The sequence below is a fragment of the Pseudonocardia charpentierae genome (assembly GCF_031845345.1).
Taxonomy (GTDB): domain Bacteria; phylum Actinomycetota; class Actinomycetes; order Mycobacteriales; family Pseudonocardiaceae; genus Pseudonocardia; species Pseudonocardia charpentierae.
Window position 1 is genome coordinate 315,276 of record NZ_JAVREJ010000003.1, and the last position, 23,525, is coordinate 338,800.

Here is a 23,525-nt window from a genome sequence, read left to right on the forward strand (position 1 = left end):
ATGACCGATCAGTCGTATCCCACCGCACTCGGTGCGTCGTCCCGCGACGCGATCACGCTGCTCGGCCACGACCTCGCGGACGACGTCATGGGCCGGGTCGGGTTCGGCGAGCTGGCCTTCTGGCTCGCCACCCAGCGCCGTCCCGACCCCGGCGAGGTGCGGGTCTTCGAGGCGGTGCTGGCCGCGCTGGCCGACCACGGCTTCACCCCGACGGCGATCGTCACGCGCCTGACCTACCTCTCGGCGCCCGACTCGATCCAGGGCGCGCTCGCCGCCGGCCTGCTCGGCGGCGGCTCCCGGTTCCTCGGCGTCACCGAGGACACGGGCCGGTTCCTGCACGACGTGCTCACCGGCCTTGACTATTCCACCGAGCTCCCGACCGACGACGCGGGCTGGGACGCGCTCGCCGTGGCGACCGTGCAGGCCCAGCGGGCCGCCGGCCGGTTCGTCCCCGGCCTGGGCCACCACGTCCACAAGGACGGCGACCCGCGCACCCCGCGTCTGATGCAGATCGCGCGGGAGGAGGGGCGGTTCGGCCCGCACCTGCAGCTGTTCGCCGCGATCGGGCGGGTGCACCCGCAGGTGCTCGGCAAGACGCTGCCGCTCAACGGGGCGGGGGTGTGCGGGGCGGCGCTGGCGGACCTCGGCCTGCCGCTGCCGCTGCTGCGCGGCTTCGCGCTGCTGGCCCGGACCGCGGGCCTGATCGGGCAGCTCGCCGAGGAGCTGCGCCACCCGGTCGCCAACGACATCTTCCTGTCGGTCGACCTGCACAACCGCTCGGTGCCCCCCGACCCCTGGACCCCGGAGAGCTGATGCCGCCCAGATCGATGCGTGCCGCCCTGATCGAGACCCCCGGCTCACCCGCGGTGGCCGGCGAGCGCCCCGAGCCGGCCCGCGGCGAGGGCGAGGTGCTGGTCGCCGTGTCAGCGGCGCCGATCGTCCCGCTCGATCGGCTGTGCGCCTCCGGCACCTCGTACTTCGGCGTGCCGTCGACGCCGTACGTCCCGGGGGTGCAGGGGGTCGGGCTCGTGCTGGAAGGCTCGGCCGACCTGCCGAAGGGGACACCGGTCTGGTTCGCGACGAACGCGGGCATGCAGCCCGGCGACGGCAGCATGCGCTCCGTCGCCGCGGTCCCGGAGCACGACGTCGTCGCGCTCGCTAACGGCGCCGACCCGGTGCTGGTCGCCGCCCTCGGGCTCTCGGCCGTGGCGGCCTGGATGGCGCTGACCTTCCGCGGTGGTCTGACGGCGGGGGAGCGGGTGCTGGTGCTGGGCGCGGGCGGCGTGGTCGGGCAGGCCGCCGTCCAGCTCGCCCGGTCCGCGGGCGCCGGGCGGATCGTCGCCGCGGCCCGCGGGGAGCGGTCGCGGGAGCGGGCCCTCGCGCTAGGGGCGGACGTCGCGGTGCCCCTCGGCGACACCGCGTCCGACGATGTGGCTGACGTCACCGAGCTGGCCGACCGCATGCGCGTCGACGGTCCGGTGGACCTCGTCGTCGACCCTCTGTTCGGCGCCGCGGCCGCGGCGGCCCTGCGCGTGCTGCGCCCGCACGGACGGCTGGTCAACCTCGGCAGCTCCGCGGGGGAGACGGCGCCGATCGACTCGTCGACGCTGCGCAGCCGCTCCGTGGCTGTGCTCGGGTACACCAACAACGAGCTGACCCCCGCCCAGCGTGCCGAGGCCCTGGCCCATGTCGTGGCGCAGGTGCGCGCCGGTCGGCTCACCACCGCCCACGAGGCCGTGCCACTCGTCGACGTCACCGGCGTGTGGGACCGCGGCGGCGACCGGATCGTCCTCATCCCCTAGGCATGTCCCGTGGATCAACGCCGCAGCGCAGCAAGGCGGAGATCCACGGGTGGAGACACCGAGCAGAGGAGGCGCGCAGTGTCGCTCCCCGTCCTCCCGACCTCGCTGGTCGGCAGCTACGCCCAGCCCGACTGGCTGATCGACCGCGCGAAGCTCGCCGGCCGCTTCCCGCCCCGGGTGCGGGCGAAGGAGCTGTGGCGGGTGGAGCCGGCGCTGCTCGCCCAGGCCCAGGACGACGCCACCCAGGTCGCGATCCGCGCCCAGGAGCGCGCCGGGCTCGACCTGATCACGGATGGCGAGATCCGGCGCGAGAGCTACTCCAACCACTTCGCCACCGCGCTCGAGGGCGTCGATGTCGACAACCCGGGCACCGCACTCGACCGTTCCGGCCACCCCAACCCGGTGCCCCGCATCGTCGGCCCGATCCACCGGCCGCATCCGGTGCAGGTCCGCGACCTCGAGTTCCTCCGCAGCCACACCGAGCGGCCGGTGAAGATGACCGTGCCCGGACCGTTCACGATGAGCCAGCAGGCCCAGAACGACCACTACCCGGACCTCGAGTCGGCCGCGATGGGCTACGCCGCCGCCGTGAACTCGGAGATCAAGGACCTGTTCGCGGCGGGAGCGGACGTCGTCCAGATCGACGAGCCGTACCTGCAGGCCCGGCCGGACGCCGCCCGCGCCTACGGGCTCGCCGCGCTGAATGCCGCGCTGGACGGCGTCGAGGGCACGACCGCCGTCCACCTGTGCTTCGGCTACGCGGCGATCATCCACGAGCGCCCGGCCGGCTACTCGTTCCTGCCTGAGCTCGCCGGCTGCCCGGCCGACCAGATCTCGATCGAGACCGCGCAGTCGGGGCTGGACCTCGGCGTGCTCGCCGACCTGTCCGACAAGACGATCATCCTCGGCGTGCTCGACCTGTCGACGTCCGAGGTGGAGGCCGCGGAGGTCGTCGCGGCGCGGGTGCGGCGGGCGTACCCGTACCGCCCGGCCGAGCGTCTCGTCGTCGCACCGGACTGCGGGCTGAAGTACCTGCCGCGCGCGTCGGCGGAGGGCAAGATGCGATCCATGGCCGGAGCAGCAGCATTGCTGCGCGCCGAGCTGTCGTAGGAGGAGGAGCCGAGATGCAGCTGGTCACCGAGGAGAACATCACCGACCTCGCCGCGGCGCGCTGGGGCACCGCCCACGACCCGCGGCTCGCGGAGATCATGCAGGCGCTGGTGCGGCACCTGCACGACTTCGCGCGCGAGGTGCGGCTCACCGAGCCCGAGTGGATGGCCGCGATCCAGTGGCTCAAGCGCACCGGGCAGATCAGCGACGACAAGCGCGAGGAGTTCATCCTCGCGTCAGACGTCCTGGGCCTGTCGATGCTCGTCGTCCAGATGAACCACCGTCTCGACAAGGGCGCCACCCCCGCGACGGTGCTGGGCCCCTTCCACATCGAGGGCTCGCCCGAGCTGGAGTACGGCGCCGACATGTCCGAGGGCCTGGCCGGAACCCCGCTCTTCGTGACCGGCACGGTCCGCGACCTCGACGGCAAGGCCGTCGGTGACGCCGTGCTCGACGTGTGGCAGGCCGACACGGACGGCGCGTACGAGGCGCAGCTGGACGATGTAGTGGGGGCCGACGAGGCGCGGCTGCGCGCGAAGTACTCGTCGAAGTCGGACGGGACCTACTGCGTCCGGACGATCGCTCCGCTCGGCTACAGCATCCCGATGGACGGCCCGGTCGGCGAGCTGATCTCACAGACCGCCATCAGCCACTTCCGCCCGGCGCACGTCCACTTCCTGCTCAACGTCCCCGGCTACGAGCCGCTGATCACCCACCTGTTCCAGAAGGGCGCGGAGTACCTCGACAGCGACGTCGTGTTCGGCACCAAGGCGGAGCTGGTGGTCGAGTTCGAGCACCGCGAGCCGGGCCCGACCCCGGACGGCGGCACGTCGGAGGTGCCGTGGCTGCTGGCGGTGTACGACTTCGTGCTGCAGCCGGAGCCGGCGACGGGTGCCTGAGCGACCGGCGTATTGACCGGCCTTTACCGTGCTGGTTGGCTGATCATCTCGCCGGGGTCGCCGGCGCGATCCGGGAGGGGCGCCATGGGCGGAGTCCGATCAGCTGCCCGATCAGCTGCTGTCCTACTCATCGCGGCAGGTGCCTTTCTCCTGGCCGGCTGCGCCCCGGCCACGCCGAGCGGGACCACTCCGGCGTCGACCTCGCCCGGCACCGTGACGGTGACCGCCTCGCCCACCGCGGCCCCGGCCACGAGCACCGAGACCGTGGTCACCAGCTTCTCGGTGATCCCGGACGTCACCTGCTCCGGCACGACGTCGGCGGTGCCGATGGCGTGGTCGACGCGCAACGCGCAGTCGGTGGAGTTCCAGGTCGACGGGGCGCCGGTCACGGCCGGGGCCGGCTACGCGGTCAGCGGCACCGGGAACGTCCTCGTGCCCTGCGACGGCAAGGAGCACGAGGTCGCCCTCGTCGCCGCGGGAACGAGCGGGCGGGCGTCGGTGTCGCGCCAGGTCAACACCTTCAACGCGCCGCCGCCGGTGGGCGCGCCGTTGATCACGCGGTTCAGCATGCTCGAAGACGTGACCTGCCCGGGCGGCACCGCCGAGGTGGCGGCGGCCTGGGTGACGCAGAACGCGCAGGCGGTCAACTTCTCGGTCGACGGGCAGCCGCTGCCGGCCGCCGCCGGCTTCCCGACCACCGGCACGGGCAACATCGCCGTGCCCTGCGACGGCACCGACCACAAGATCACGTTGACGGCGACCGGCACCGGGCCGGCGGCGGCCTCGTCGCGGTCGGTGAACACCACGGTGTCGACGTCGCCGGCCACGCCGACGGCGCCGACCTCAGCGACCTCGCCGGCGTCGGTGACCGCGGTCCCCACTACGCGCTGAGTCAGCGCAGGAACTCGACCAGGAGTGTCGAGAGTTCGTCCGGGGCGTCCAGGGGGATCCAGTGTCCGGCGTCCGTGATCCGGTGGTACCGCCACGGTCCCGTCACGGACTGCTCCGAAGCGAGCATCTGCGCTTCGCCGCAGCCGACGTCGCCATCCGACCAGACACCCAGCACGGGGCAGGTGACCGGGGGGAGGGGCGGGCCCGGACGGCCGGCGACGGCGTGGGGCGTGATGTTGGCGCGGTAGTAGTTGAGCGCCGCGGTCAGGGCCCCCGGCCGGGAGAGGTCCGCGACGTAGCGCTCGATGTCCACTGCACCCCGGAGCCAACTGCGCAGGACGGCCCAGTCGTCGCGCGGCAGTTCCTCCTCGGCCACGCCGTCGAACAGGAACAGCAGGATGTACCACGACATCTCACGCTGCCGCATCTCCGCGAAGTAGGTCGCGGGACGCCCGACCGACAGGGCGGCGTAGCGCTGCACCCGCTGCGGCACCATCGTCGCCAGCGCCCAGCCGACACCCGCGCCCCAGTCGTGCCCGACGACGTCCGCCCGCTCGACGCCGAGCGTGTCGAGGATCCCGACCACGTCGCTCACCAGGGTCGGCATCGCGTACTCCGCGACGCCCTCGGGCCGGTCGCTCGCACCGAATCCGCGCAGGTCGGGCGCGATCACGCGGTGTCCGGCGTCGACGAGCGCCGGGATCTGGTGGCGCCACAACGCGGACGAGTCCGGGAATCCGTGCAGCAGCAGGACGGGTGGCCCGGAGCCCTCGTCGACGACGTGGAACGACAGGCCGTTGGCGGCGACGGGCATCGTGTGTCCTTCGGTTCAGCCCATCGCGAGGATGCGGGCGACATTCTCCGGCCCGAACGCCTCCGCGGGGACGTTGTCCGGTCCCAGCTGCGCCGCCATACGCGGGCCGCCCAGCACGGGATCGGTGCGGAAGGCCGCGTTGAACGCCTTCCGGCGGGCCGCTCCGGCCGGGGTGAAGGTGGCGACGAGTGCCGTCTGGACCTCGGCCGCGACCCGCAACCGCCGCATCCGCTCGCGCCGCTCCTGCACGTAGTGGGCGAAGGCCTCGACCGCGCGGTCCGGGCCGGCCCGGACGACGTCGGCCACCATCCGCACGTCGCGCAGCGCGATCGACAGGCCCTGCCCGATGATCGGGTCGTTCCAGCCCGCGGCGTCGCCGACCAGCACCACACCGGGCGCGCACGGGCCGTCGGTCCAGGTGTCGTTCATCGGGTAGAACGCGCACGGGCCGGCCGGGCGGGCCGCCCGGAAGATCTCCGTGTCGGGCAGGCAGCGGCGGAGCCGGAACGCGTCGAGGAACGTCGCCTGCCGGTCCGCCCCGGCGAACCGGCCGCGCTGCGTGATGTCGTGCAGCAGGTAGAGGCGGACTCGGCCGTGTGCCCGGGGGAACACAAGGTGGTAGAGGTCGTCCTCGGTGCCCAGCGACATCTGGTCCGCGGGCCACCCGTCGAGGCCGTCAACGAGCATGCCGCCGGCCATGGTGCGAGGCCTCGTCTCGTGCAGGGTGAGCCCGAGTTGGCGGCGCACGCTAGAGGTACGTCCGTCGGCGCCGACCACGAGCCCGGCGGACACGGTCGTCACCAGGTCGTCGAGCTCGTACCGCAGCGTTGCCGGCGTCCCGGGGACGACCTCGATGTCGCCGACCCCGCGCAGCACGGTCGCCCCGGCCTCGGCGGCAGCGCGGGCCAGCGCCTCGCACGCCTGCGGATGCCCGACGTCCAGGGGCCCGGGAATCCCGGGCAGCAGACGGTCCAGCGGGACCGCGTTCGCCTCGGCGGTCGACGGGTCGATCACCTCGTCGTACATCACGGCGCGCGTGACGTAGTGCCCGCCGGCATCGAGGAACGGCTTCTCGAGGTCGAGTGCGAGCATCTCCGCCACGCCCCAACAGACGAGGATCTCCCCGCGGACCTTGTCGCGGTAGCTCGTCTGGCGTTCCAGGAGGAGTACCTCGTAGCCGTCGCGAGCCAGCACGGTGGCGAGCGCCGCCCCGGCGATCCCTCCTCCCACGATGGCGACGTCCACGGTGACATCGGCGCGCTTGTCCACAGAAGCCCTCCCTCGTCGTCGTCCGACAGGGTCGCGCCGAGGCCGGGCCGGGCACATCGGGGAGAACTACGTATCTATGTCGGATTCCTGCGGGGCGCGCACGCGATGATCTCCTTGACGAGCGCCACCGCCGTCCGCGCGTTCGCCCCCTCGGTGGGCCGGGTCGCGCTGGCGTACAGGCCTTCGACGACCAGCCAGATCCGCTCCGCCACCCCGACGGCGTCGGTCACTCCGAGGTGGTCGACGAGGGCCGCCACCGCGGCGCGGGAGTCGCGCAGGTAGCTCCGGGCGACCCGGCTCGCGGCGTCGTCGGCGTCCGGGAACTCCACGAGGTAGTTGCGCATGGCGCAGCCGCGGAAGCCTGGCGCGGCGGCCCGCCGGGCCACCTCGGCGGTCAGGGCGACGAGCTGGGCCGCCGGGTCGCCGTCGTGGCCGCGCAGCACCGCGTCCGCGGTCGCCTCGCGACGGGCCCGGAACCGCTCGAGGTAGGCCGCGACCAGGGCGACCTTGCTCGGGAACTGTGCGTAGAGCAGGTTCTTTCCGCATCCGGCCGCCTCGACGACCTCGTTCATCCCGACCGCGCGCACACCGCGCGCGTAGAACAGCGAGCCCGCGGCGTCGAGGATGCGTTCGCGGGCACCGGTCGTCGGTCTCCGGGGCACGGCCATCACCTCCTGCTGCGGCCCGTCGGGTGTGGCCAACGTATCGGAACGGTCGGTCCGAAACCATTGACCCGTGGAGGCACGCCTGGGCACGATCGGGGTACCCGAGTGCATCGGTGCAACGAAGGAGTGGTGTGACATGGGTTTCGGCACGAGTGACGTGGACATCGTGATCTCCACCCCGCTGCGTACGGCGATCGGGACGTTCGGCGGTTCGCTGAAGGACGTGCTGGCGGCCGATCTCGGCGCCACGGTGGGCAAGGCGGTCCTCGAGCGCTCGGGGATCGACCCCGAGCGGGTCGACCAGGTGATCGTCGGCAACGTCCTGTCGGCGGGGCAGGGCATGAACCCGGGTCGACAGGTAGGGGTGAAGAGCGGTGTGCCGGTCGCGGCGCCCGGCATCACGCTGAACCGGATGTGTGGCTCGGGGCTGCAGGCGCTCGTCAACGCCGGGCAGGAGATCGCGCTCGGTGAGGCGGACGTGGTGCTCGCCGGCGGCATCGAGAACATGGACCAGGCGCCGTTCCTCATGCCCAAGGGCCGCTACGGCTACCGGATGGGGATGCCGGACGCGAAGATTCTCGACCACATGGTCTACGACGGCCTGTGGGACGTGTTCAACGACTACCACATGGGCCTGACCGCCGAGAACGTCGCCGAGCGCTACGGCATCACCCGCGAGGACTGCGACGCCTACGCCGCGCGCAGCCACCAGCTCGCGGCGAAGGCGCACGACGAGGAGGTCTTCTCCGGCCAGGTCGTGCCGGTGCAGATCAAGTCGAAGAAGCAGACCGTCGACTTCACAACCGACGAGCACGTGAGGGCCGACGCGACGGCGGAGGGGCTGGGCCGGCTGCGTCCGGTGTTCAAGAAGGACGGCCTGGTCACCGCGGGGAACGCCAGCGGCGTCAACGACGGTGCGGCGCTGATGCTGGTGGCCAGCAAGGCGAAGGCCGAGGAGCTCGGGCTGCCGGTGGCCGGGCGGCTCGTGTCGGCGGCCGTGAGTGGTGTGGACCCGGCGTACATGGGGATCGGCATGGTCCCGGCGTCGCTCAAGGCCCTGGAGAAGGCCGGGCTGACCATCGAGGACATCGACGTGGTCGAGGCCAACGAGGCGTTCGCGTCGGTCGCCCTCGCGGTGCAGCGCGAGCTGAAGGTGCCCGACGAGAAGATGAACCCGGTCGGCGGAGCCGTCGCGCTGGGCCACCCGATCGGCGCGACCGGCGCGGTCCTGACGGTCAAGACCCTGCACGAGCTGGAGCGTCGGCAGGCCCGCTACGGGCTCGTGACCCTCTGCATCGGCGGGGGCATGGGCATCGCCGCGGTGGTGGAGCGGGTCTCGTAACCACCCTCCTGACCACACCGGGCCGTCGTTCACCCCACCGGATGCTACCGGTGGGGTGAACGCCGGTGAGCGCGACGTCCCGGCGACCGCGGCCGCCGACCGGGAGCTCTTCCTCGCCGGGCTGGAACGCGCGGTGCAGCCCCTCGACGATCCCGCCGCGATCATGGCCACGGTGGCCCACCTGGTCGGCGAGCGGCTCGCCTGCGACCGGTGCGCCTACGCCGAGGCCGAGGCCGACGAGAACCACTTCACGATGACCGGCAGCTACGCCCGCGGCCTCCCCCCGCTCACCGGGCGGATGGCGATGTCGGACTTCAGCGCCGAGACCCTGCGGTGCATGCGGGCGGGCGAGCCGTACGTCGTCGCGGACGCCTTCCACGACGAGCGCGTACTACCCGACCAGCGGGAGATCTACCGCCACACCGGGATCACCGCCGTGGTCTGTGTGCCCCTGCACAAGGCAGGCCGGTTCGTCGCCGCGATGGCGGTGCACCACGCGACGCCGCGGAGGTGGACGGACGCCGAGATCGCGCTGCTGCTCACGGTGGTCAACCGCTGCTGGGAGTCGCTCCAGCGCGTGCATGCCCTCAACGCGCTGCGGGAGAACGAGGAGCGCTACCGGCTGCTGGTCGAGCGGGCCAGCGACGGCATCTGGCTCACCGACGACGACGGCCGCGTCCTCACCGCGAACCCGGCGGCCCGCGACATGCTTGGGTACTCCGGCGATGGCGACCTCGACCTACGCATCGGCGACATCGTCCACCCGGCGGAGCTGCCCCGGCTGGCGGCGCTGTGGGCGGCACTGCGCGCGGGGGGTTCGCGGACCGAGGTGTGGGACCTGCGCCGGCGCGACGGCAGTTGGGTGGCGCTCGAACTCAGCATGCGCTCCGCCGGGCCCGGTCGGATGCAGGCCATCGGCCGCGACATCACCGCGCGCCGCCGCGCCGAGGCCGAGCGCGAGGAGCTGCTGGAACGTGAGCGGCGGGCCAACCACCGGCTGCGGCTGCTGCAGGACGCCACCGCGGCGCTGTCGGCGGCCGCGACGCCTGCGCAGGTCGGCGCGATCATGGTCGCGCAGCTGCGGCAGCTGCTCGACGTGGAGTCGGTCGCGGCGTGGGAGCTGCGCGACGGTGCGCTGGTCGGTCTAGGGCTGGAGAACTGGCCGAAGGGAACACAGGAACGCTGGCAGCACATGCCGCTCGATGCCGGCAACCCCGCGACGGACGCCGTGTGCCGCGGGGAGCAGGTGTGGCTCGCCGACGACGCCGACTGGGGCGACCGGTACCCGGCACAGCAGAACTCGTTGGAGGAGCACGGCTACACCGGCCTCGCGTGCCTGCCGCTCATGGTGGCCGGGACCTGTCTCGGGGTCGCGGTCGCGACCTTCACCGCGTCGCGCACGCCCGGAGCGGCGGAGCGCGCGACCGCAACGACCCTCGCCGACCAGTGCGCCCAGGCCCTGCACCGTGCGGGGCTGCTCGCCGTGGAGCGCCGGGCCCGTCGCTCGGCCGAGGAGTTCGGCCGTCTCGTCGCCAGGCTCTCGGGCGCGACCCGCCCGGACGACGTCGTCGACCTCGTCCTCGGGCGGGCCGAGACCCTTGGCGCGGCCGGTGCCGTGGTCGTCCTGCACCAGGGTGGCCGGTTGGAGCTCGTCGGGGCCCGGGGTACGTACGGCGCGTTGCCGTCGGCGGCCGCCGACGACCATCCGCTCGCGCGGGCCGTCCGGACGTGCGAGCCGGCGTGGACGCCCGGGGCCGGCGACCCGGTCGTCGTGCCGTTGCCGTTGTCGGACCGGGCGATCGGCGCCGTCGGCATGTGGTTCCCCGACGGCCTGCCCGACCTGGGCGACGACGGGTACGCGGCGATGCTCACCGCCGCGAGCCAGTGCGCGCAGGCACTTGACCGGGCCCGGCTGCACCAGGCCGAGCACGAGGTCGCGGACGTCCTGCAGCGCAGCCTGCTCCCCGCGCGGCTGCCGCCGCTGGCCCGGCTCGCGGGCGCGGCCCGGTACACACCGGCGGCGGAGCACGCGCTGTCCGGCGGCGACTGGTACGACATGCTGCAGGTCGGCGAGACGGTCGTCGCGCTGGTCGTGGGCGATGTCGTCGGGCACGGGCCGCCCGCCGCGGCCGTGATGGGCCAGCTGCGCGCCGTGCTGGCGGCGCAGCTGCTCGACGGGTGCCAGCCCGCGCTCGCGCTCGAGCGGCTGGACCGGTTCGCCACCCGCGTGGCCGGCTCCGCGGGCAGCACCTGCGCGTGCCTGCTCTACGACTGGTCCACCGGAGCGTTGCGCTGGGCCCTCGCCGGGCATCCGCCGGTGCTGCTGCTCGACGACTCGGGCACCCGCTTCGTGGGCGGGCCCGACTCCGGCGGCACCGGGGCCGTCCTCGGCGTGCGCGGCCGGCTGCCCTACGTCGAGGGCAGCACCGAGGTCGCGCCGGGCTCGTCGATCGTGCTCTACACCGACGGCCTGGTGGAGCGCCGCGACGAGCTCCTCGACGCGGGCCTGGACCGGCTGGCGGCGGCCGCCCGTGGCCTGGCGGAGCTGGGCCCTGCCGCACTGGTGGCGGCGCTGGCCGACGCGACGCTCGGCGATGCGGGGCCGGCCGACGACGTCGCGCTGCTCGTGGTGCGCGCGATCCCGGCACCGCTGGCGGGCCGGCTGCCCGCCCGCGGCGAGAGCATGCGGGTCCTGCGTCGCGCGGTCGCCGTCTGGGAGGCCGCCGCGGGCCTGCCCGCGGAGCTCGCCGAGGACCTGGAGCTGGCCCTCGGCGAGGCGGCGGCGAACGCGGCGGAGCACGCCTACCCGGAAGGCGAAGACGGGGAGTTCGAGTACACCGTCGAGCGGTGCGCGGACGGCGACATCGCCGTGTCCGTGCGCGACCACGGCGCCTGGCGTCCGGTGCCCGACGACAACGGCCACCGCGGCCACGGGCTCCGCGTCATCGATGCCCTCGTCGAGGACCTCGAGATCGGCCGAGGTCCGGACGGGACTCTCGTGCGGTTCCGGCTGCCGGCACCCGGCGTGGACGTGCTGCCCGTCCCGGCGGCTCGTTGGGGTGCGACACGAACTGCGGAGCATCCGGCGGCGGTGCGGACCGAGGGCGGCCGGCTCGTCGTCACCGGCGACGTCGACCTCGCGGGCCGCGAGGCGATCGGTCCGGCGCTGTTGGCCGCGGCGGGCGCGCCCGTGCCGTGCGTCGTCGACCTGACCGGCGTGCGCTACCTGAGCAGCGCCGGGGTGGCGTTGCTCGCCGAGGCGGCGGCGCTGGCGGGTCCGGCGCTGTCGATCGTCGTGGCGCCGGGGTCGGCGCCGGCGCGGGTGTGCGCGCTGACCGGCCTGGCGGGGGTGGTGCCTGCGGACGACCCGTCGTCGTCCCCGACGAGCGGCACTCTCGTCGGATAGATTCCGACGAACGGCCCACTCGTCCGGGGCGGAATCGGTCAAGTCGCGCGCGTTTCGGTGAGCGGAACGGTGTGCTTCCGCAGGTGGTGCGGCGCCCGTCACTCTCGACCGCATGAGCATCGCCGCCATCGTCGGGCCCGGGAACATCGGCACCGACCTGCTCGCCAAGCTCGAGCAGAGCAGCGCCATCGACGTCGCGTACATGGTGGGGGTCGTGGAGTCCGAGGGGCTGGCGCGAGCCCGCCGCGGCGGGATCACCGCGTCCGCCGAGGGCGTCGACTGGCTGCTGCGCCAGGACCCACTTCCCGACATCGTCTTCGAGGCCACCTCCGCCGCCGCGCACCGGGCCAACGCCCCGCGGTACGCCGAGGCCGGCGTCCGGGCCGTCGACCTCACGCCCGCGCACCTCGGACCGATGGTCTGCCCGCCGGTCAACGGCGCGGCGCACCTCGACGACCTCAACGTTTCCATGATCACCTGCGGGGGGCAGGCGACGATCCCGATCGTGCACGCGGTCTCGCGCGTGACGCCGGTGCCCTACGCGGAGATCGTCGCCTCGATCGCGTCGCGCTCCGCCGGCCCCGGTACCCGCGCCAACATCGACGAGTTCACCCACACCACGGGGAAGGCCGTCGCCGAGGTCGGCGGCGCCGACCGGGGGAAGGCGATCATCGTCCTCAACCCCGTCGACCCGCCGATGATCATGCGGGACACGGTGTTCTGCGCGATCGGCCCCGACGCCGACCACGACAGGATCCGGGCGTCGGTGTACGAGATGGTCGACGCCGTCCGCGAGTACGTCCCGGGCTACGCGATGCGGGCCGAACCGCAGTTCGACGACCCGAACGACGACTGGGGCGGCCCAGCCGGAATCCCGTGGGCCCGCGTCGGCGTGTTCCTCGAGGTCAAGGGCAACGGCGACTTCCTGCCGCCGTACGCCGGGAACCTCGACATCATGACGGCCGCCGCCGCCCGCGTGGGTGAGCTGATGGCCCTGCACACGGAAGGGGCACGCGCATGAGCCGGCCGCAGCTCACCCGTCCTGGATTGAACTGGGACGTCCGCATCACCGACACCACCCTGCGCGACGGCAGCCACGCCATGGCGCACCGGTTCACCGAGGACCAGGTGCGTGACACCGTCCGCGCGCTCGACGCCGCCGGCGTCGAGGTCATCGAGGTCGCGCACGGCGACGGGATCGGCGGCTCGTCGTTCACCTACGGCTTCTCCCGCACCGACGAGATGACGCTGATCGCCGCCGCCGCCGAGGAGGCGAAGCGGGCCAAGATCGCGGTGCTCCTGGTGCCCGGCATCGGCACCGCCGACGACCTGCGCCGCGCGCACGACGCGGGTGCGACGATGGTCCGCGTCGCCACCCACTGCACCGAGGCCGACGTCTCGCCGCAGCACTTCGCCGTCGCCCGCGAGCTGGGCATGGAGACCGCGGGCTTCCTCATGATGAGCCACCGGACCACGCCCGAGGAGCTGGCTCGGCAGGCCCGGATCATGGTCGACGCGGGGTGCCAGTGCCCGTACGTCACCGACTCCGCCGGGGCGCTCCTCATGCACGAGGCCCGGGCGCGGTTCGAGGCGCTGGTCGCCGAGGTCGGCTCGGACGACACTGCCGAGGCGTGGGTCGGCTACCACGGCCACCAGAACATGAGCCTGGGCATCGCGAACTCGGTGATCGCGTACGAGTCCGGGGTGCGGTGCATCGACGGCTCGCTGTGCGCGCTGGGCGCCGGCTCGGGCAATTCGCCGACCGAGGTGCTGGGTGCGGTGTTCGACCGGATGGGCATCTCGACGGGCGTCGACGTGCTCGGCCTGCTCACCGCCGCCGAGGAGGTCGTGCGGCCCTACCTGCAGCGCTGGCCGAAGATGGACCGCAACGCGATCGTGCAGGGCTGGGCCGGGGTGTACTCGAGCTTCCTGCTGCACGCCGAGCGCGCGGCCGACCGCTACAAGGTTCCCGCCCACGAGATCCTCGCCCGCTGCGGCGAGCGCGGTCTGGTCGGCGGCCAGGAAGACATGATCATCGACGTCGCCCTCGAGCTGGCGGCCGAGCGCACGGCGAGCTGACCCGCGGGCGGAGATCCACGTCTCCCGCACCGATTCAGCACGGCGCTCGGCCGTCACACTGATCCGACCTGCACGAACCGGTCCGACGATCCCGGCCGGCCACCCCAGACCCTTGCGCGCCTCCGCCGCGCGGAGCGAGGAGCGACCCCGATGACTACGACGGACCCAGCGCAGACCACGAAGTACGTCTTCGACTTCTCCGAGGGGGACAAGGACCAGAAGGACCTGCTCGGCGGGAAGGGCGCGAACCTGGCCGAGATGGTGAGGCTCGGGCTGCCGGTGCCGCCCGGCTTCACGATCTCGACCGGGGCGTGCCGGGCGTACCTGGAGGCGGGGACGGTCCCTGCCGGGTTGGACGACCAGGTCGCCGCCCACCTCGCGACCCTGGAGGAGACCCGGGGGAAGAAGCTGGGCGACCCCGACGACCCGCTGCTGGTGTCGGTGCGCTCCGGAGCGAAGTTCTCGATGCCCGGGATGATGGAGACGGTCCTGAACATCGGGCTGAACGACGCGTCGGTGCACGGCCTGGCGGCGCAGTCGGACAACCCGCGGTTCGCGTGGGACTCCTACCGGCGGCTGATCCAGATGTTCGGCAAGACCGTGCAGCACATCGACGGCGAGCGGTTCGAGCACGCGTTGGAGGAGCTGAAGGAGCGCAAGGGCGTCCACGGCGACCTGGATCTGGACGCCGCCGACCTCGAGGAGCTGGTGGGAGCGTTCCGGGAGATCGTGCGCGAGCACACCGGCAGCGACTTCCCGCAGGACCCGCGGGAGCAGCTGGCAGCGGCCATCGACGCGGTGTTCTCGTCGTGGAACTCCGACCGCGCGGTGCTCTACCGGCGCCAGGAGCGGATCCCGAACGAGCTGGGCACCGCGGTGAACGTGGTGGCGATGGTCTTCGGCAACACGGGGCCCGACTCCGGCACCGGGGTGTGCTTCACCCGCGACCCCGCCACCGGCGCGCAGGGCGTGTACGGCGACTACCTGCAGAACGCCCAGGGTGAGGACGTGGTGGCGGGGATCCGCAACACGGTGCCGCTGGCGCAGCTCGAGGAGATCGACAAGGTCTCCTACGACGAGCTGCTGCGGATCATGGCCCTGCTGGAGGGGCACTACCGCGACCTGTGCGACATCGAGTTCACCATCGAGCGCGGCACGCTCTGGATGCTGCAGACGCGGGTGGGCAAGCGGACCGCGGCGGCGGCGTTCCGGATCGCGACCCAGCTGGTGGACGAGGGGCTGATCGACGCCGACGAGGCGGTGCGGCGCGTCTCGGGCGCCCAACTGGTGCAGCTGATGTTCCCCCGGTTCGACACCTCGCCGGGGTCGGCGGGGGAGAAGGCGCAGGTGCTCGGCCGCGGCATGTCGGCCTCGCCGGGCGCGGCCGTGGGCAAGGCGGTGTTCGACTCCTACACGGCGGTGAAGTGGAGCCGCTCCGGGGAGAAGGTCATCCTCGTGCGGCGCGAGACCAACCCGGACGACCTGAACGGGATGATCGCCGCCGAGGGCATCCTCACCTCGCGCGGGGGCAAGACCAGCCACGCGGCGGTCGTCGCCCGGGGGATGGGCAAGACCTGCGTGTGCGGTGCGGAGGAGCTGAACGTCGACACCAAGCGGCGCCGGTTGACCGCCCCGGACGGCACGGTGATCGACGAGGGCGACGTGATCTCGGTCGACGGGTCGAGCGGGCTGGTGTACGCGGGCGAGGTGCCGGTGATGGCGCCGCCGGTGGTCGAGTACTTCGAGGGCGCGCTGGACGCCGACGCCGCGGAGGCCGACGACCTCGTCCGGGCCGTGGACCGGGTGATGGCCCGCGCCGACGAGGTACGGCGGCTGCGGGTGCGGGCGAACGCCGACACGGTGGCGGACGCCGAGCGGGCGCGCCGGTTCGGCGGCGAGGGCATCGGGCTGTGCCGCACCGAGCACATGTTCCTGGGGGAGCGGCGTCAGCACGTCGAGCGGCTGATCCTGGCCGAGGACGACGAGGCGCGCGCCCAGGCGCTCGACGCCCTGCTTCCGTTGCAGCGCTGGGACTTCCTGCAGATCCTGACGGCGATGGACGGGCTGCCGACCACGATCCGGCTGCTGGACCCGCCGCTGCACGAGTTCCTGCCGAACATCACCGAGCTGTCGGTGCGGGTGGCGCTGGCGGAGTCGCGGGGCGAGGCCAACGAGAACGACCTGCGGCTGATGCAGGCCGTGCACTCGCTGCACGAGCAGAACCCGATGCTCGGCCTGCGCGGCGTCCGGTTGGGGCTGGTCGTCCCGGGTCTGTTCGACCTGCAGGTCCGGGCGATCGCCGAGGCCACCGCCCAGCTGATCAAGATGGGCCGCGACCCGCAGCCGGAGATCATGATCCCGCTCGTCGGGTCCGTGCAGGAGCTGGAGATCATCCGCGCGGACAGCCTGAAGGTCCTCGCCGAGGTCGCCGAGCAGACCGGGGTCGATTTCCCGGCCCTGATCGGGACGATGATCGAGCTGCCGCGTGCGGCGATGACCGCCGGGCAGATCGCCGAGGCCGCCGAGTTCTTCTCCTTCGGCACCAACGACCTCACCCAGACCACGTGGGGGTTCTCCCGTGACGACGTGGAGGCCGCGTTCTTCTCCACCTACCTGGAGATGGGCATCTTCGGGGTCTCGCCGTTCGAGACCCTGGACGTCGAGGGCGTCGGTGAGCTGGTCAAGATCGGCACCGAACGCGGGCGGGCCACGCGGCCGGACCTCAAGGTCGGGGTCTGCGGCGAACACGGCGGCGACCCGGACTCGGTGCACTTCTTCCACAAGGTCGGCCTGGACTACGTGTCGTGCTCGCCCTTCCGCATCCCGGTCGCCCGGCTCGAAGCGGGCCGCGTGGCTCTGGTGGATCAGTTGGCTGAAGGCGGGGCGGGTGCCGACAGCCGCTGATCCGGACGGGCCCCGGAACGTTCTGCCGCAGAGCGTCGTCGGGAGGGTGCTCACCCTCCTGACAGCGTTCCGGCCCGGCGACGCCGAGCTGACGCTCGCCGAGCTGCACCGCCGCACCGGGATCGCGAAGCCCACGGCCCACCGCCTGCTCGCCGAGCTCGACGGGTGGGACGTGATCGAGCGGACGCCGACCGGCATCCGGCTGGGGATGCGGCTGTTCGAGCTCGGGCAGCTCGTGCCCCGCCAACGCGGACTGCTCGAGGCGGCGGCACCGTTCCTCACCGACCTGTTCGAGGCCACCCACGAGACCGTGCACCTCGCGGTGCCCGACGGCGTCGAGGTGGTCTACGTGCAGAAGCTCGACGGGCGCCGGGGCCCGCGCGTCCCGTCGCGGGTCGGCGGGCGGATGCCGATGCACTGCACCGGCGTGGGCAAGGCGCTGCTCGCGTTCGGACCGTCGGAGCGGCTCGCCGCGGTGCTCGACGCCGGGCTGACCCGGATCGCCCCGCGCACGATCATCACGCCGGGCCGGCTGAACGCCGAACTGGTGGCGATCCGCGAGTCGGGCGTGGCGCTGGAGCGGGAGGAGTCGGGCGCCGGGGTCACCTGTGTCGCGGCGCCGGTGCTGGACGTCGACGGGGCGGCGGTGGCCGCCATCTCCATCACGGGCTGGGTCAACCGGCTCGACCCGGACCGGCTGGCGCCGGCGGTGCGGACCGCGGCGCTGGGGGTGTCGCGGGTGCTGCGCGGGCGGCGTGACTGACGGGCGCGACCGACCGCCACGGCGCTAGTGTTCCCGTGCGCCGGACGCATGGAGGTGGGGCATGACGGCATCGATCGACGTCCGCCGCGCGGCCGACCGTTTCGCCACCCGCATCCCGTGGCTGGACTCGCACCACTCGTTCTCGTTCGGCGGCCACTACGACCCCGACAACACCCACCACGGGCTGCTGCTGGTGAACAACGACGACGTCGTGGCGCCCGGCACCGGGTTCGACACGCACCCGCACCGCGACATGGAGATCGTCACCTGGGTGCTGCGCGGGTCGCTGGTGCACCAGGACTCCACCGGCCACGCCGGCGTCATCTATCCGGGCCTGGCGCAGCGGATGAGCGCGGGCACCGGGATCCTGCACTCCGAGAAGAACGATTCGTGGCGATTGCAGGGCGGATCCGATGCTGCACGGCACACCGACCCCGTGCACTTCGTGCAGATGTGGGTGGTGCCCGACGAAGCCGGGATCGAGCCCGGCTACGCCCAGCGCGAGGTCGACGCCGACCTCCTGGCGGGCGGGCTCGTGCCCGTCGCCTCGGGCATGGCCCGGCACGGCGACAGCGCCGTCCGGATCAAGAACCGGCACGCGACGCTGCACGCGGCGCGGCTCGAACCCGGGCAGTCGGTGACACTGCCCGAGGCGCCGTTCCTGCACCTGTTCGTCGCGCGGGGCGAGGTGACCCTGGAGGGCGCAGGTGCACTGAGCCGGGGCGACGCGGTCCGGTTCACCGCGACCGGCGGCCAGCGCGTCACCGCCAGTAACCGATCCGACCACGACGCGTCCACCCCGCACTCCGTGCGGGTCGGCCGCCCCGCGCCGGATCCCAAGGCCGAGATCCTGGTCTGGGAGATGCACGCGACCCTCGCGGCCGCGTGAGAGAGGAGCGTCGACGATGACCACTGAAGAGGACGCCTACACCCGTCCCGACAAGGCGTCGCTGATCAGCGAGGAGCAGCGGCAGGCCCTCACGACCGCGCGCGACCGGATCCGGGCGGAGTACCTGTTCTCCCGAGAGCACCGCCCACCGACCACCGGGCGCGGCGTCCACCACGTCGCCCTGATCTCGCGGGACGTCGAGACGACGGTGGAGTGGTACCAGAACGTCGCCGGGTTCCCGGTGACGGTGCTGTTCGAGAACCGCGACCTGGCGGGGTCGACCCACTTCTTCTTCGACGTCGGGAACGGCAACTGCCTGGCGTTCTTCGACCTGCCGGGCGTCGAGCCCGGGCCGTACGCGGAGGTACTGGGCGGGCTGCACCACCTGGCCATCTCGGTGCCCGAGCAGCAGTGGCACGAGATCCGGGGCAGGCTGGACGAGCGGAAGATCGAGTACGTGATCCACTCCGGCTCGTCGATCTACACGACGGATCCCGACGGGGCCCGCATCGAGTTCCTCTACGACGAGCTCGGCGAGATGTACGGCAAGCCGACGACGTAGTGCCCGAGGTCTCGTTCTGGTGGGACGGCGTCGACCGCGATGCGGCGCGCCCGCCACTGCTGGGTCCGACGTCCGCGGACGTCTGCATCGTCGGGGCGGGCTACACCGGGCTCTGGACGGCCTACTACCTCGCCCGCGCGGCGCCGCAGTGGCGCGTCGTGGTGGTCGAGCAGCGGTTCGCCGGCTACGGCGCCTCGGGGCGCAACGGCGGCTGGCTGACCAACTCGATCACCGGCGGTCGCGACCGGTACGTGCGCAGCCACGGCGCCGACGCCGCCCGCCGCCTGCAACTGGCTCTGAACGACACCGTCGACGAGGTGCTCAGGGTGGCCGCGGCGGAGGGCATCGACGCGGACGTCGCCCGGGGCGGTGAGCTGACCGTGGCGACCAACGCCGCCCAGTGGGAGCGCCTGGCGGCGGCGGTCGTGGCGGAGCAGCGCTGGGGCGACACGGACGTCGAGCTCCTCGACGCCGACCGGGCCCGTTCCCGTGTCGCGGTGCCCGGGCTGCGTGGCGCCGCCTGGCAACCGCACGCGGCCCGGGTCCAACCGGCGCGTCTCGTGGCCGGGCTCGCCCGGGCCGTGGAGGCCCGGGGGGTGCAGATCCTCGAGGACACCAGGGTGACCGCGCTCACGCCCGGCCTCGTCGAGACCGACCGCGGCACCGTGACCGCGAAGTTCGTCGTGCGGGCGACGGAGGGGTTCACCGCGCGGCTGCCCGGGGAGCGGCGGACGTGGCTCCCGATGAACTCGTCCCTGGTCGTCACCGCGCCGCTGCCCGCGGCGGCGTGGGCGGAGATCGGCTGGGCGGGCCGGGAGGTGCTCGGTGACGCCGCGCACGCCTACGTCTACGCCCAGCGCACCGCCGACGACCGGATCGCCCTCGGCGGGCGCGGCGTGCCGTACCGGTTCGGCTCCCGGCTCGACCACCACGGCGCAACGCCGGCAGCCACCGTGTCCGCGCTGAATGCGGCGCTGCGGCGGCTGTTCCCGGCCGCCGGCGACGTCGAGGTCGAACGGGCCTGCTCCGGGGTGCTCGGGGTGCCGCGCGACTGGACGGCGACCGTCGGGCTCGACCCCGCGACGGGCCTCGCGTGGGCAGGCGGATACGTCGGTACCGGTGTGGCGGCGGCGAACCTGGCGGGCCGCACGCTCACCGACCTGATCCTCTACCGGTCGACGGAACTGACCGCGCTGCCGTGGGTCGGCCACCGGGTGCGGCGCTGGGAGCCCGAACCGTTGCGCTGGCTGGGGGTGCGCGGGCTGTACACGGCCTACCGGGCGGCGGACCGGGCCGAGCAGCGCGGCCGGCCGACGACGTCGCCGCTGGCCCGGATCGCGGACGCGGTGTCCGGTCGGCACTGACGCGCGGGCTCTGCCAGAGTGCCCGGTCATGACCATCTCTCTGGAGCAGGCCCAGACCGTCGTCGCCGCCGCGCTGGCCCACGGCACGGAACAGGGCTTCAACCCGCTGACCGTCGCTGTGCTCGACCCGGGCGGCGCCGTCGTCGCGCTGGCCCGGCAGGACGGCTCGGGCAATCTCCGCCCGGACCTCGCCGTCGCCAAGGCCTACGGCGTGCTGGCCCTCGGCATGACGAACCGCGCGATCGCCGCCCGCGCCGCCGACTCCCCGGAGTTCTTCACCTCGGTCGCGGCACTGGCCGGCGGGAAGATCCTCTCGGTGCCGGGTGGCGTGTTCGTCCGCGACTCCGCGGGCGCGCTGCTCGGGGCCGTCGGCGTCACGGGCGACGCGTCGCTGAACGACGAGGCGGCCGCGGTCGCCGGGATCCAGGCGGCCGGCCTCGTCCCCGTCACCGGCGCCGAGGGCTGAGCGCCCGCACGATCAGCTGAGCTGATCGTGCGGCAGGTATCCGGCGTCCACAGAGCGTGATAGCGCCCGCACGATCAGCCGGGTTGATCGTCGGGGGAGCGCGCCTCGGCGTCCACGGCGTCGAACGCCTTGCGCGCGGCGATCAGCACCGGGTCCCACACCGGGGAGAACGGCGGGGCGTACGAGAGGTCCAGCGAGAGCACCTCGTCGACGTCCATCTCGTTCCAGATCGCCGTCGCCAGCACGTCGATCCGCTTCGCGGCGTCCTCGCGCCCGACGATCTGGGCGCCGAGCAGCCGGCCCGTCCGCTGCTCGGCGATCAGCTTGAGCCGGATCTGCGCGGCGCCGGGAAAGTAGCCCGCCTTGGTCGTCGAGTCGACCACGGCCGTGACGAAGCGGTAGCCCGCCTCGTCGGCCTCCCTCTCCGACAGGCCGGTGCGCGCCACCTCGAGATCGCAGACCTTGGTGATGGCCGTGCCGATCACGCCGGGGAACGTGGCGTAGCCGCCGCCGAGGTTGATACCCGCGACCCGGCCCTGCTTGTTCGCGTGCGTGCCGAGCGCGACCACGACGCGCTGGCCCGAGAGGCGGTGGATCGACTCGACGCAGTCGCCCGCCGCCCACACCCCCTCGGCCTGGGTGCGCATCCGGTGGTCGACCGCGATGCCCCCGGACGGGCCGAGCGGGATCCCGGCCTCGCGGGCGAGCGCGACGTTCGGCCGCACGCCGAGTCCCAGCACGACCAGGTCCGCAGGCAGCCGCCTGCCGGACGCGGTGTGCACCGCCACCGCCTGGCCGTCCGCGCCGGTCTCGATCTCGGCGACCCCGTCGGACATGACGAGTTTGACCCCCATGTTGCGCACGGCGTCCGCGATGAACTCCCCGACGTCGGGGTCGAAGGTGCCCACGGGGGTGGCGGAACGGTCGACGACGGTGACGTCCAGGCCGCGCACCTGGCAGGCCTCGGCCACCTCCAGCCCGATGTAGCCGCCCCCGATGATCACGACATGCTGGACGTGGCCGCCGTCCAGCTCGGCGCGCAGTGCGGCGCCGTCGTCGAGGGTCTGCACGCCGTACACCCCGGCCGCGTCGATCCCCGGGACCGGCGGGCGTGCCGGGACGCTGCCCGTGGCGTAGACGAGGTCGTCGTAGGGCTCGTCGTACTCCCGGCCGCCGTCCAGGTCGCGCGCGCGGACCGTGCGCGCCGCCACGTCGATCGCGATCACCTCGGTGCGTGTGCGCATGTCGATCCCGTTGTCCCGGTGCTTCTCCGGCGTGCGGGAGACGAGCTTGTCCATGTCCTCGACCGCGCCGCTGATCCAGTAGGGGATCCCGCAGGCCGAGTACGAGGTGTACCGCCCGCGCTCGAACGCCACGATCGTCAGCTCGTCCGGGCCGCGGCGCTTGCGCGCCTGGCTCGCCGCGCTCATCCCTGCTGCGTCGCCCCCGATGACCACCAGCCGCTGCGCACCCATGGCCGGACGGTAGTGGCTGCGGCGCCCACCCCGCGCGGGGTGGCGGGTTCAGCGCGTGGTCATCCGTCCCAGCGGGGAGTCGCGGAGGTGGTCGAGCAGGTCTGCGGGGTCGTCGTAGACGGCGTCGGCGCCCGCGTCGGAGAGCTCACCGCCGCCGATGCCGCCGCACGTCAGCGCGATGCACGGGATGCCGGCCTTGCGCGCGGCCTCGACGTCCCACACGGTGTCGCCGACCGCCACCGTCCGCTCCGGGTCGAGGCCGTGGTCGCGCATCGCGGTGGTGAGCAGGTCGGGTTCGGGCTTGCCCTCGTCGACGTCCTCCGACGTCGTCGCCCCGGTGACGGCGTCCTCCGCGCCGATCGCGGGCTGCATCCAGTCGAGGTCGGCGGCCTTGCCGCTCGTCGCCAGGACGACGGCGAGGCCGCGTTCGGCGCATGCGCGCAGCAGGTCCGCCGTCCGTGGGTAGGGCTCGACGTTCTCCTGCAGGGGCTCGTAGCGGCGGCTGTGCGCCTCGACGGCGGCGTCGTCGTCCGTACCGACGAGGTGGCGGACGAGACCTTCGCTCGGGATGCCGATGGCGTGGTGGATGCGGTCCATCGCCACCGGGTCGTGCCCGGCGTCCCGGAACGCCTGCCACCACGCGAGCACGTGCAGGTAGTTCGTGTCGAGCAGAGTGCCGTCGACGTCGAACAGCACGCCGGGGCGCAGGTCGGGCATCGGGTCACCTTCCGTCGGGGTCCGGTCGGGCTTTCCCCGCGCAGCGTGCGTCACACCGTCGCGCGACGGGAAACCGGGGAGCAGGCGTACGCGTGGCATGGGGTGGGT

The 23,525-nt window shown here is 73.2% G+C and carries 20 protein-coding genes; 15 read left to right on the forward strand and 5 right to left on the reverse strand.

The annotated features are described in order from the left end of the window. The 5 genes from RM445_RS06935 (at position 1) to RM445_RS06955 (ending at position 4,702) form a co-directional block, all read left to right on the forward strand. Positions 1–813 (forward strand): citryl-CoA lyase, encoded by an 813-nt coding sequence (locus RM445_RS06935; protein ID WP_311555247.1) that lies wholly within the window; start codon positions 1–3, stop codon positions 811–813. Next, complete coding sequence (locus RM445_RS06940) at positions 813–1,802, forward strand: quinone oxidoreductase family protein (protein ID WP_311555248.1); 990 nt, start codon at positions 813–815, stop codon at positions 1,800–1,802. The genes RM445_RS06935 and RM445_RS06940 overlap by 1 nt, the downstream gene beginning before the upstream one ends. A gap of 78 nt (positions 1,803–1,880) precedes the next feature. Beyond that, complete coding sequence (locus RM445_RS06945; protein ID WP_311555249.1) at positions 1,881–2,912, forward strand: uroporphyrinogen decarboxylase family protein; 1,032 nt, start codon at positions 1,881–1,883, stop codon at positions 2,910–2,912. A 14-nt stretch (positions 2,913–2,926) separates the two neighbouring features. Then, positions 2,927–3,811, forward strand: a complete 885-nt coding sequence (locus RM445_RS06950) for a dioxygenase family protein (protein WP_311555250.1) — start codon at positions 2,927–2,929, stop codon at positions 3,809–3,811. A 219-nt stretch (positions 3,812–4,030) separates the two neighbouring features. Further along, positions 4,031–4,702 carry a hypothetical protein gene (locus RM445_RS06955; protein ID WP_311555252.1) on the forward strand — a complete coding sequence of 224 codons (672 nt, stop codon included), beginning with the start codon at positions 4,031–4,033 and terminating at the stop codon, positions 4,700–4,702. Position 4,703: 1 nt separating this feature from the next. Here the strand turns inward: RM445_RS06955 and RM445_RS06960 are convergent, their stop codons facing one another. The 3 genes from RM445_RS06960 to RM445_RS06970 form a co-directional block, all read right to left on the reverse strand. Next, positions 4,704–5,516, reverse strand: coding sequence for an alpha/beta fold hydrolase (locus RM445_RS06960; RefSeq protein ID WP_311555254.1), 813 nt, complete (start codon positions 5,514–5,516; stop codon positions 4,704–4,706). A gap of 15 nt (positions 5,517–5,531) precedes the next feature. Next, positions 5,532–6,785, reverse strand: a complete 1,254-nt coding sequence (locus RM445_RS06965; RefSeq protein ID WP_311555255.1) for an NAD(P)/FAD-dependent oxidoreductase — start codon at positions 6,783–6,785, stop codon at positions 5,532–5,534. A gap of 74 nt (positions 6,786–6,859) precedes the next feature. Continuing rightward, positions 6,860–7,447, reverse strand: coding sequence for a TetR/AcrR family transcriptional regulator (locus RM445_RS06970; RefSeq protein ID WP_311555256.1), 588 nt, complete (start codon positions 7,445–7,447; stop codon positions 6,860–6,862). 139 nt (positions 7,448–7,586) lie between these two features. Between RM445_RS06970 and RM445_RS06975 the strand changes: the two genes are divergently transcribed. From RM445_RS06975 to RM445_RS07020, 10 genes are all read left to right on the forward strand, one after another. After that, a complete protein-coding gene (locus tag RM445_RS06975; protein WP_311555257.1) occupies positions 7,587–8,792 on the forward strand; it encodes a thiolase family protein in 1,206 nt (401 codons plus the stop codon). Positions 8,793–8,847: 55 nt separating this feature from the next. Continuing rightward, on the forward strand, positions 8,848–12,198 hold the full coding sequence (locus RM445_RS06980) for a SpoIIE family protein phosphatase (protein WP_311555258.1): 3,351 nt from the start codon (positions 8,848–8,850) through the stop codon (positions 12,196–12,198). 112 nt (positions 12,199–12,310) lie between these two features. Further along, positions 12,311–13,219, forward strand: a complete 909-nt coding sequence (locus RM445_RS06985) for an acetaldehyde dehydrogenase (acetylating) (RefSeq protein WP_311555259.1) — start codon at positions 12,311–12,313, stop codon at positions 13,217–13,219. Continuing rightward, positions 13,216–14,277, forward strand: a complete 1,062-nt coding sequence (dmpG, locus tag RM445_RS06990) for a 4-hydroxy-2-oxovalerate aldolase (protein ID WP_311555260.1) — start codon at positions 13,216–13,218, stop codon at positions 14,275–14,277. The genes RM445_RS06985 and dmpG overlap by 4 nt, the downstream gene beginning before the upstream one ends. A gap of 150 nt (positions 14,278–14,427) precedes the next feature. Further along, entirely contained in the window at positions 14,428–17,181 is a 2,754-nt protein-coding gene (gene ppdK, locus RM445_RS06995; RefSeq protein WP_311555261.1) for a pyruvate, phosphate dikinase, read from the forward strand. After that, entirely contained in the window at positions 17,165–17,944 is a 780-nt protein-coding gene (locus RM445_RS07000; RefSeq protein WP_311555262.1) for an IclR family transcriptional regulator, read from the forward strand. The genes ppdK and RM445_RS07000 overlap by 17 nt, the downstream gene beginning before the upstream one ends. 61 nt (positions 17,945–18,005) lie before the next feature. Further along, a complete protein-coding gene (locus RM445_RS07005; RefSeq protein WP_311555263.1) occupies positions 18,006–18,833 on the forward strand; it encodes a pirin family protein in 828 nt (275 codons plus the stop codon). Positions 18,834–18,849: 16 nt separating this feature from the next. Then, a complete protein-coding gene (locus RM445_RS07010) occupies positions 18,850–19,395 on the forward strand; it encodes a VOC family protein (protein ID WP_311555264.1) in 546 nt (181 codons plus the stop codon). Continuing rightward, complete coding sequence (locus tag RM445_RS07015; protein WP_311555265.1) at positions 19,395–20,759, forward strand: NAD(P)/FAD-dependent oxidoreductase; 1,365 nt, start codon at positions 19,395–19,397, stop codon at positions 20,757–20,759. Before RM445_RS07010 ends, RM445_RS07015 begins: the two co-directional genes overlap by 1 nt. Before the next feature lie 28 nt (positions 20,760–20,787). Next, positions 20,788–21,225, forward strand: coding sequence for a GlcG/HbpS family heme-binding protein (locus RM445_RS07020; protein WP_311555266.1), 438 nt, complete (start codon positions 20,788–20,790; stop codon positions 21,223–21,225). A gap of 74 nt (positions 21,226–21,299) precedes the next feature. Here RM445_RS07020 and RM445_RS07025 read toward each other — a convergent pair whose 3' ends face one another. Both RM445_RS07025 and RM445_RS07030 read right to left on the reverse strand, forming a co-directional pair. Further along, positions 21,300–22,700, reverse strand: a complete 1,401-nt coding sequence (locus RM445_RS07025) for an FAD-dependent oxidoreductase (protein ID WP_311555268.1) — start codon at positions 22,698–22,700, stop codon at positions 21,300–21,302. A gap of 48 nt (positions 22,701–22,748) precedes the next feature. Further along, entirely contained in the window at positions 22,749–23,417 is a 669-nt protein-coding gene (locus RM445_RS07030) for an HAD family hydrolase (protein ID WP_311555269.1), read from the reverse strand. Positions 23,418–23,525: the final 108 nt, after the last annotated feature.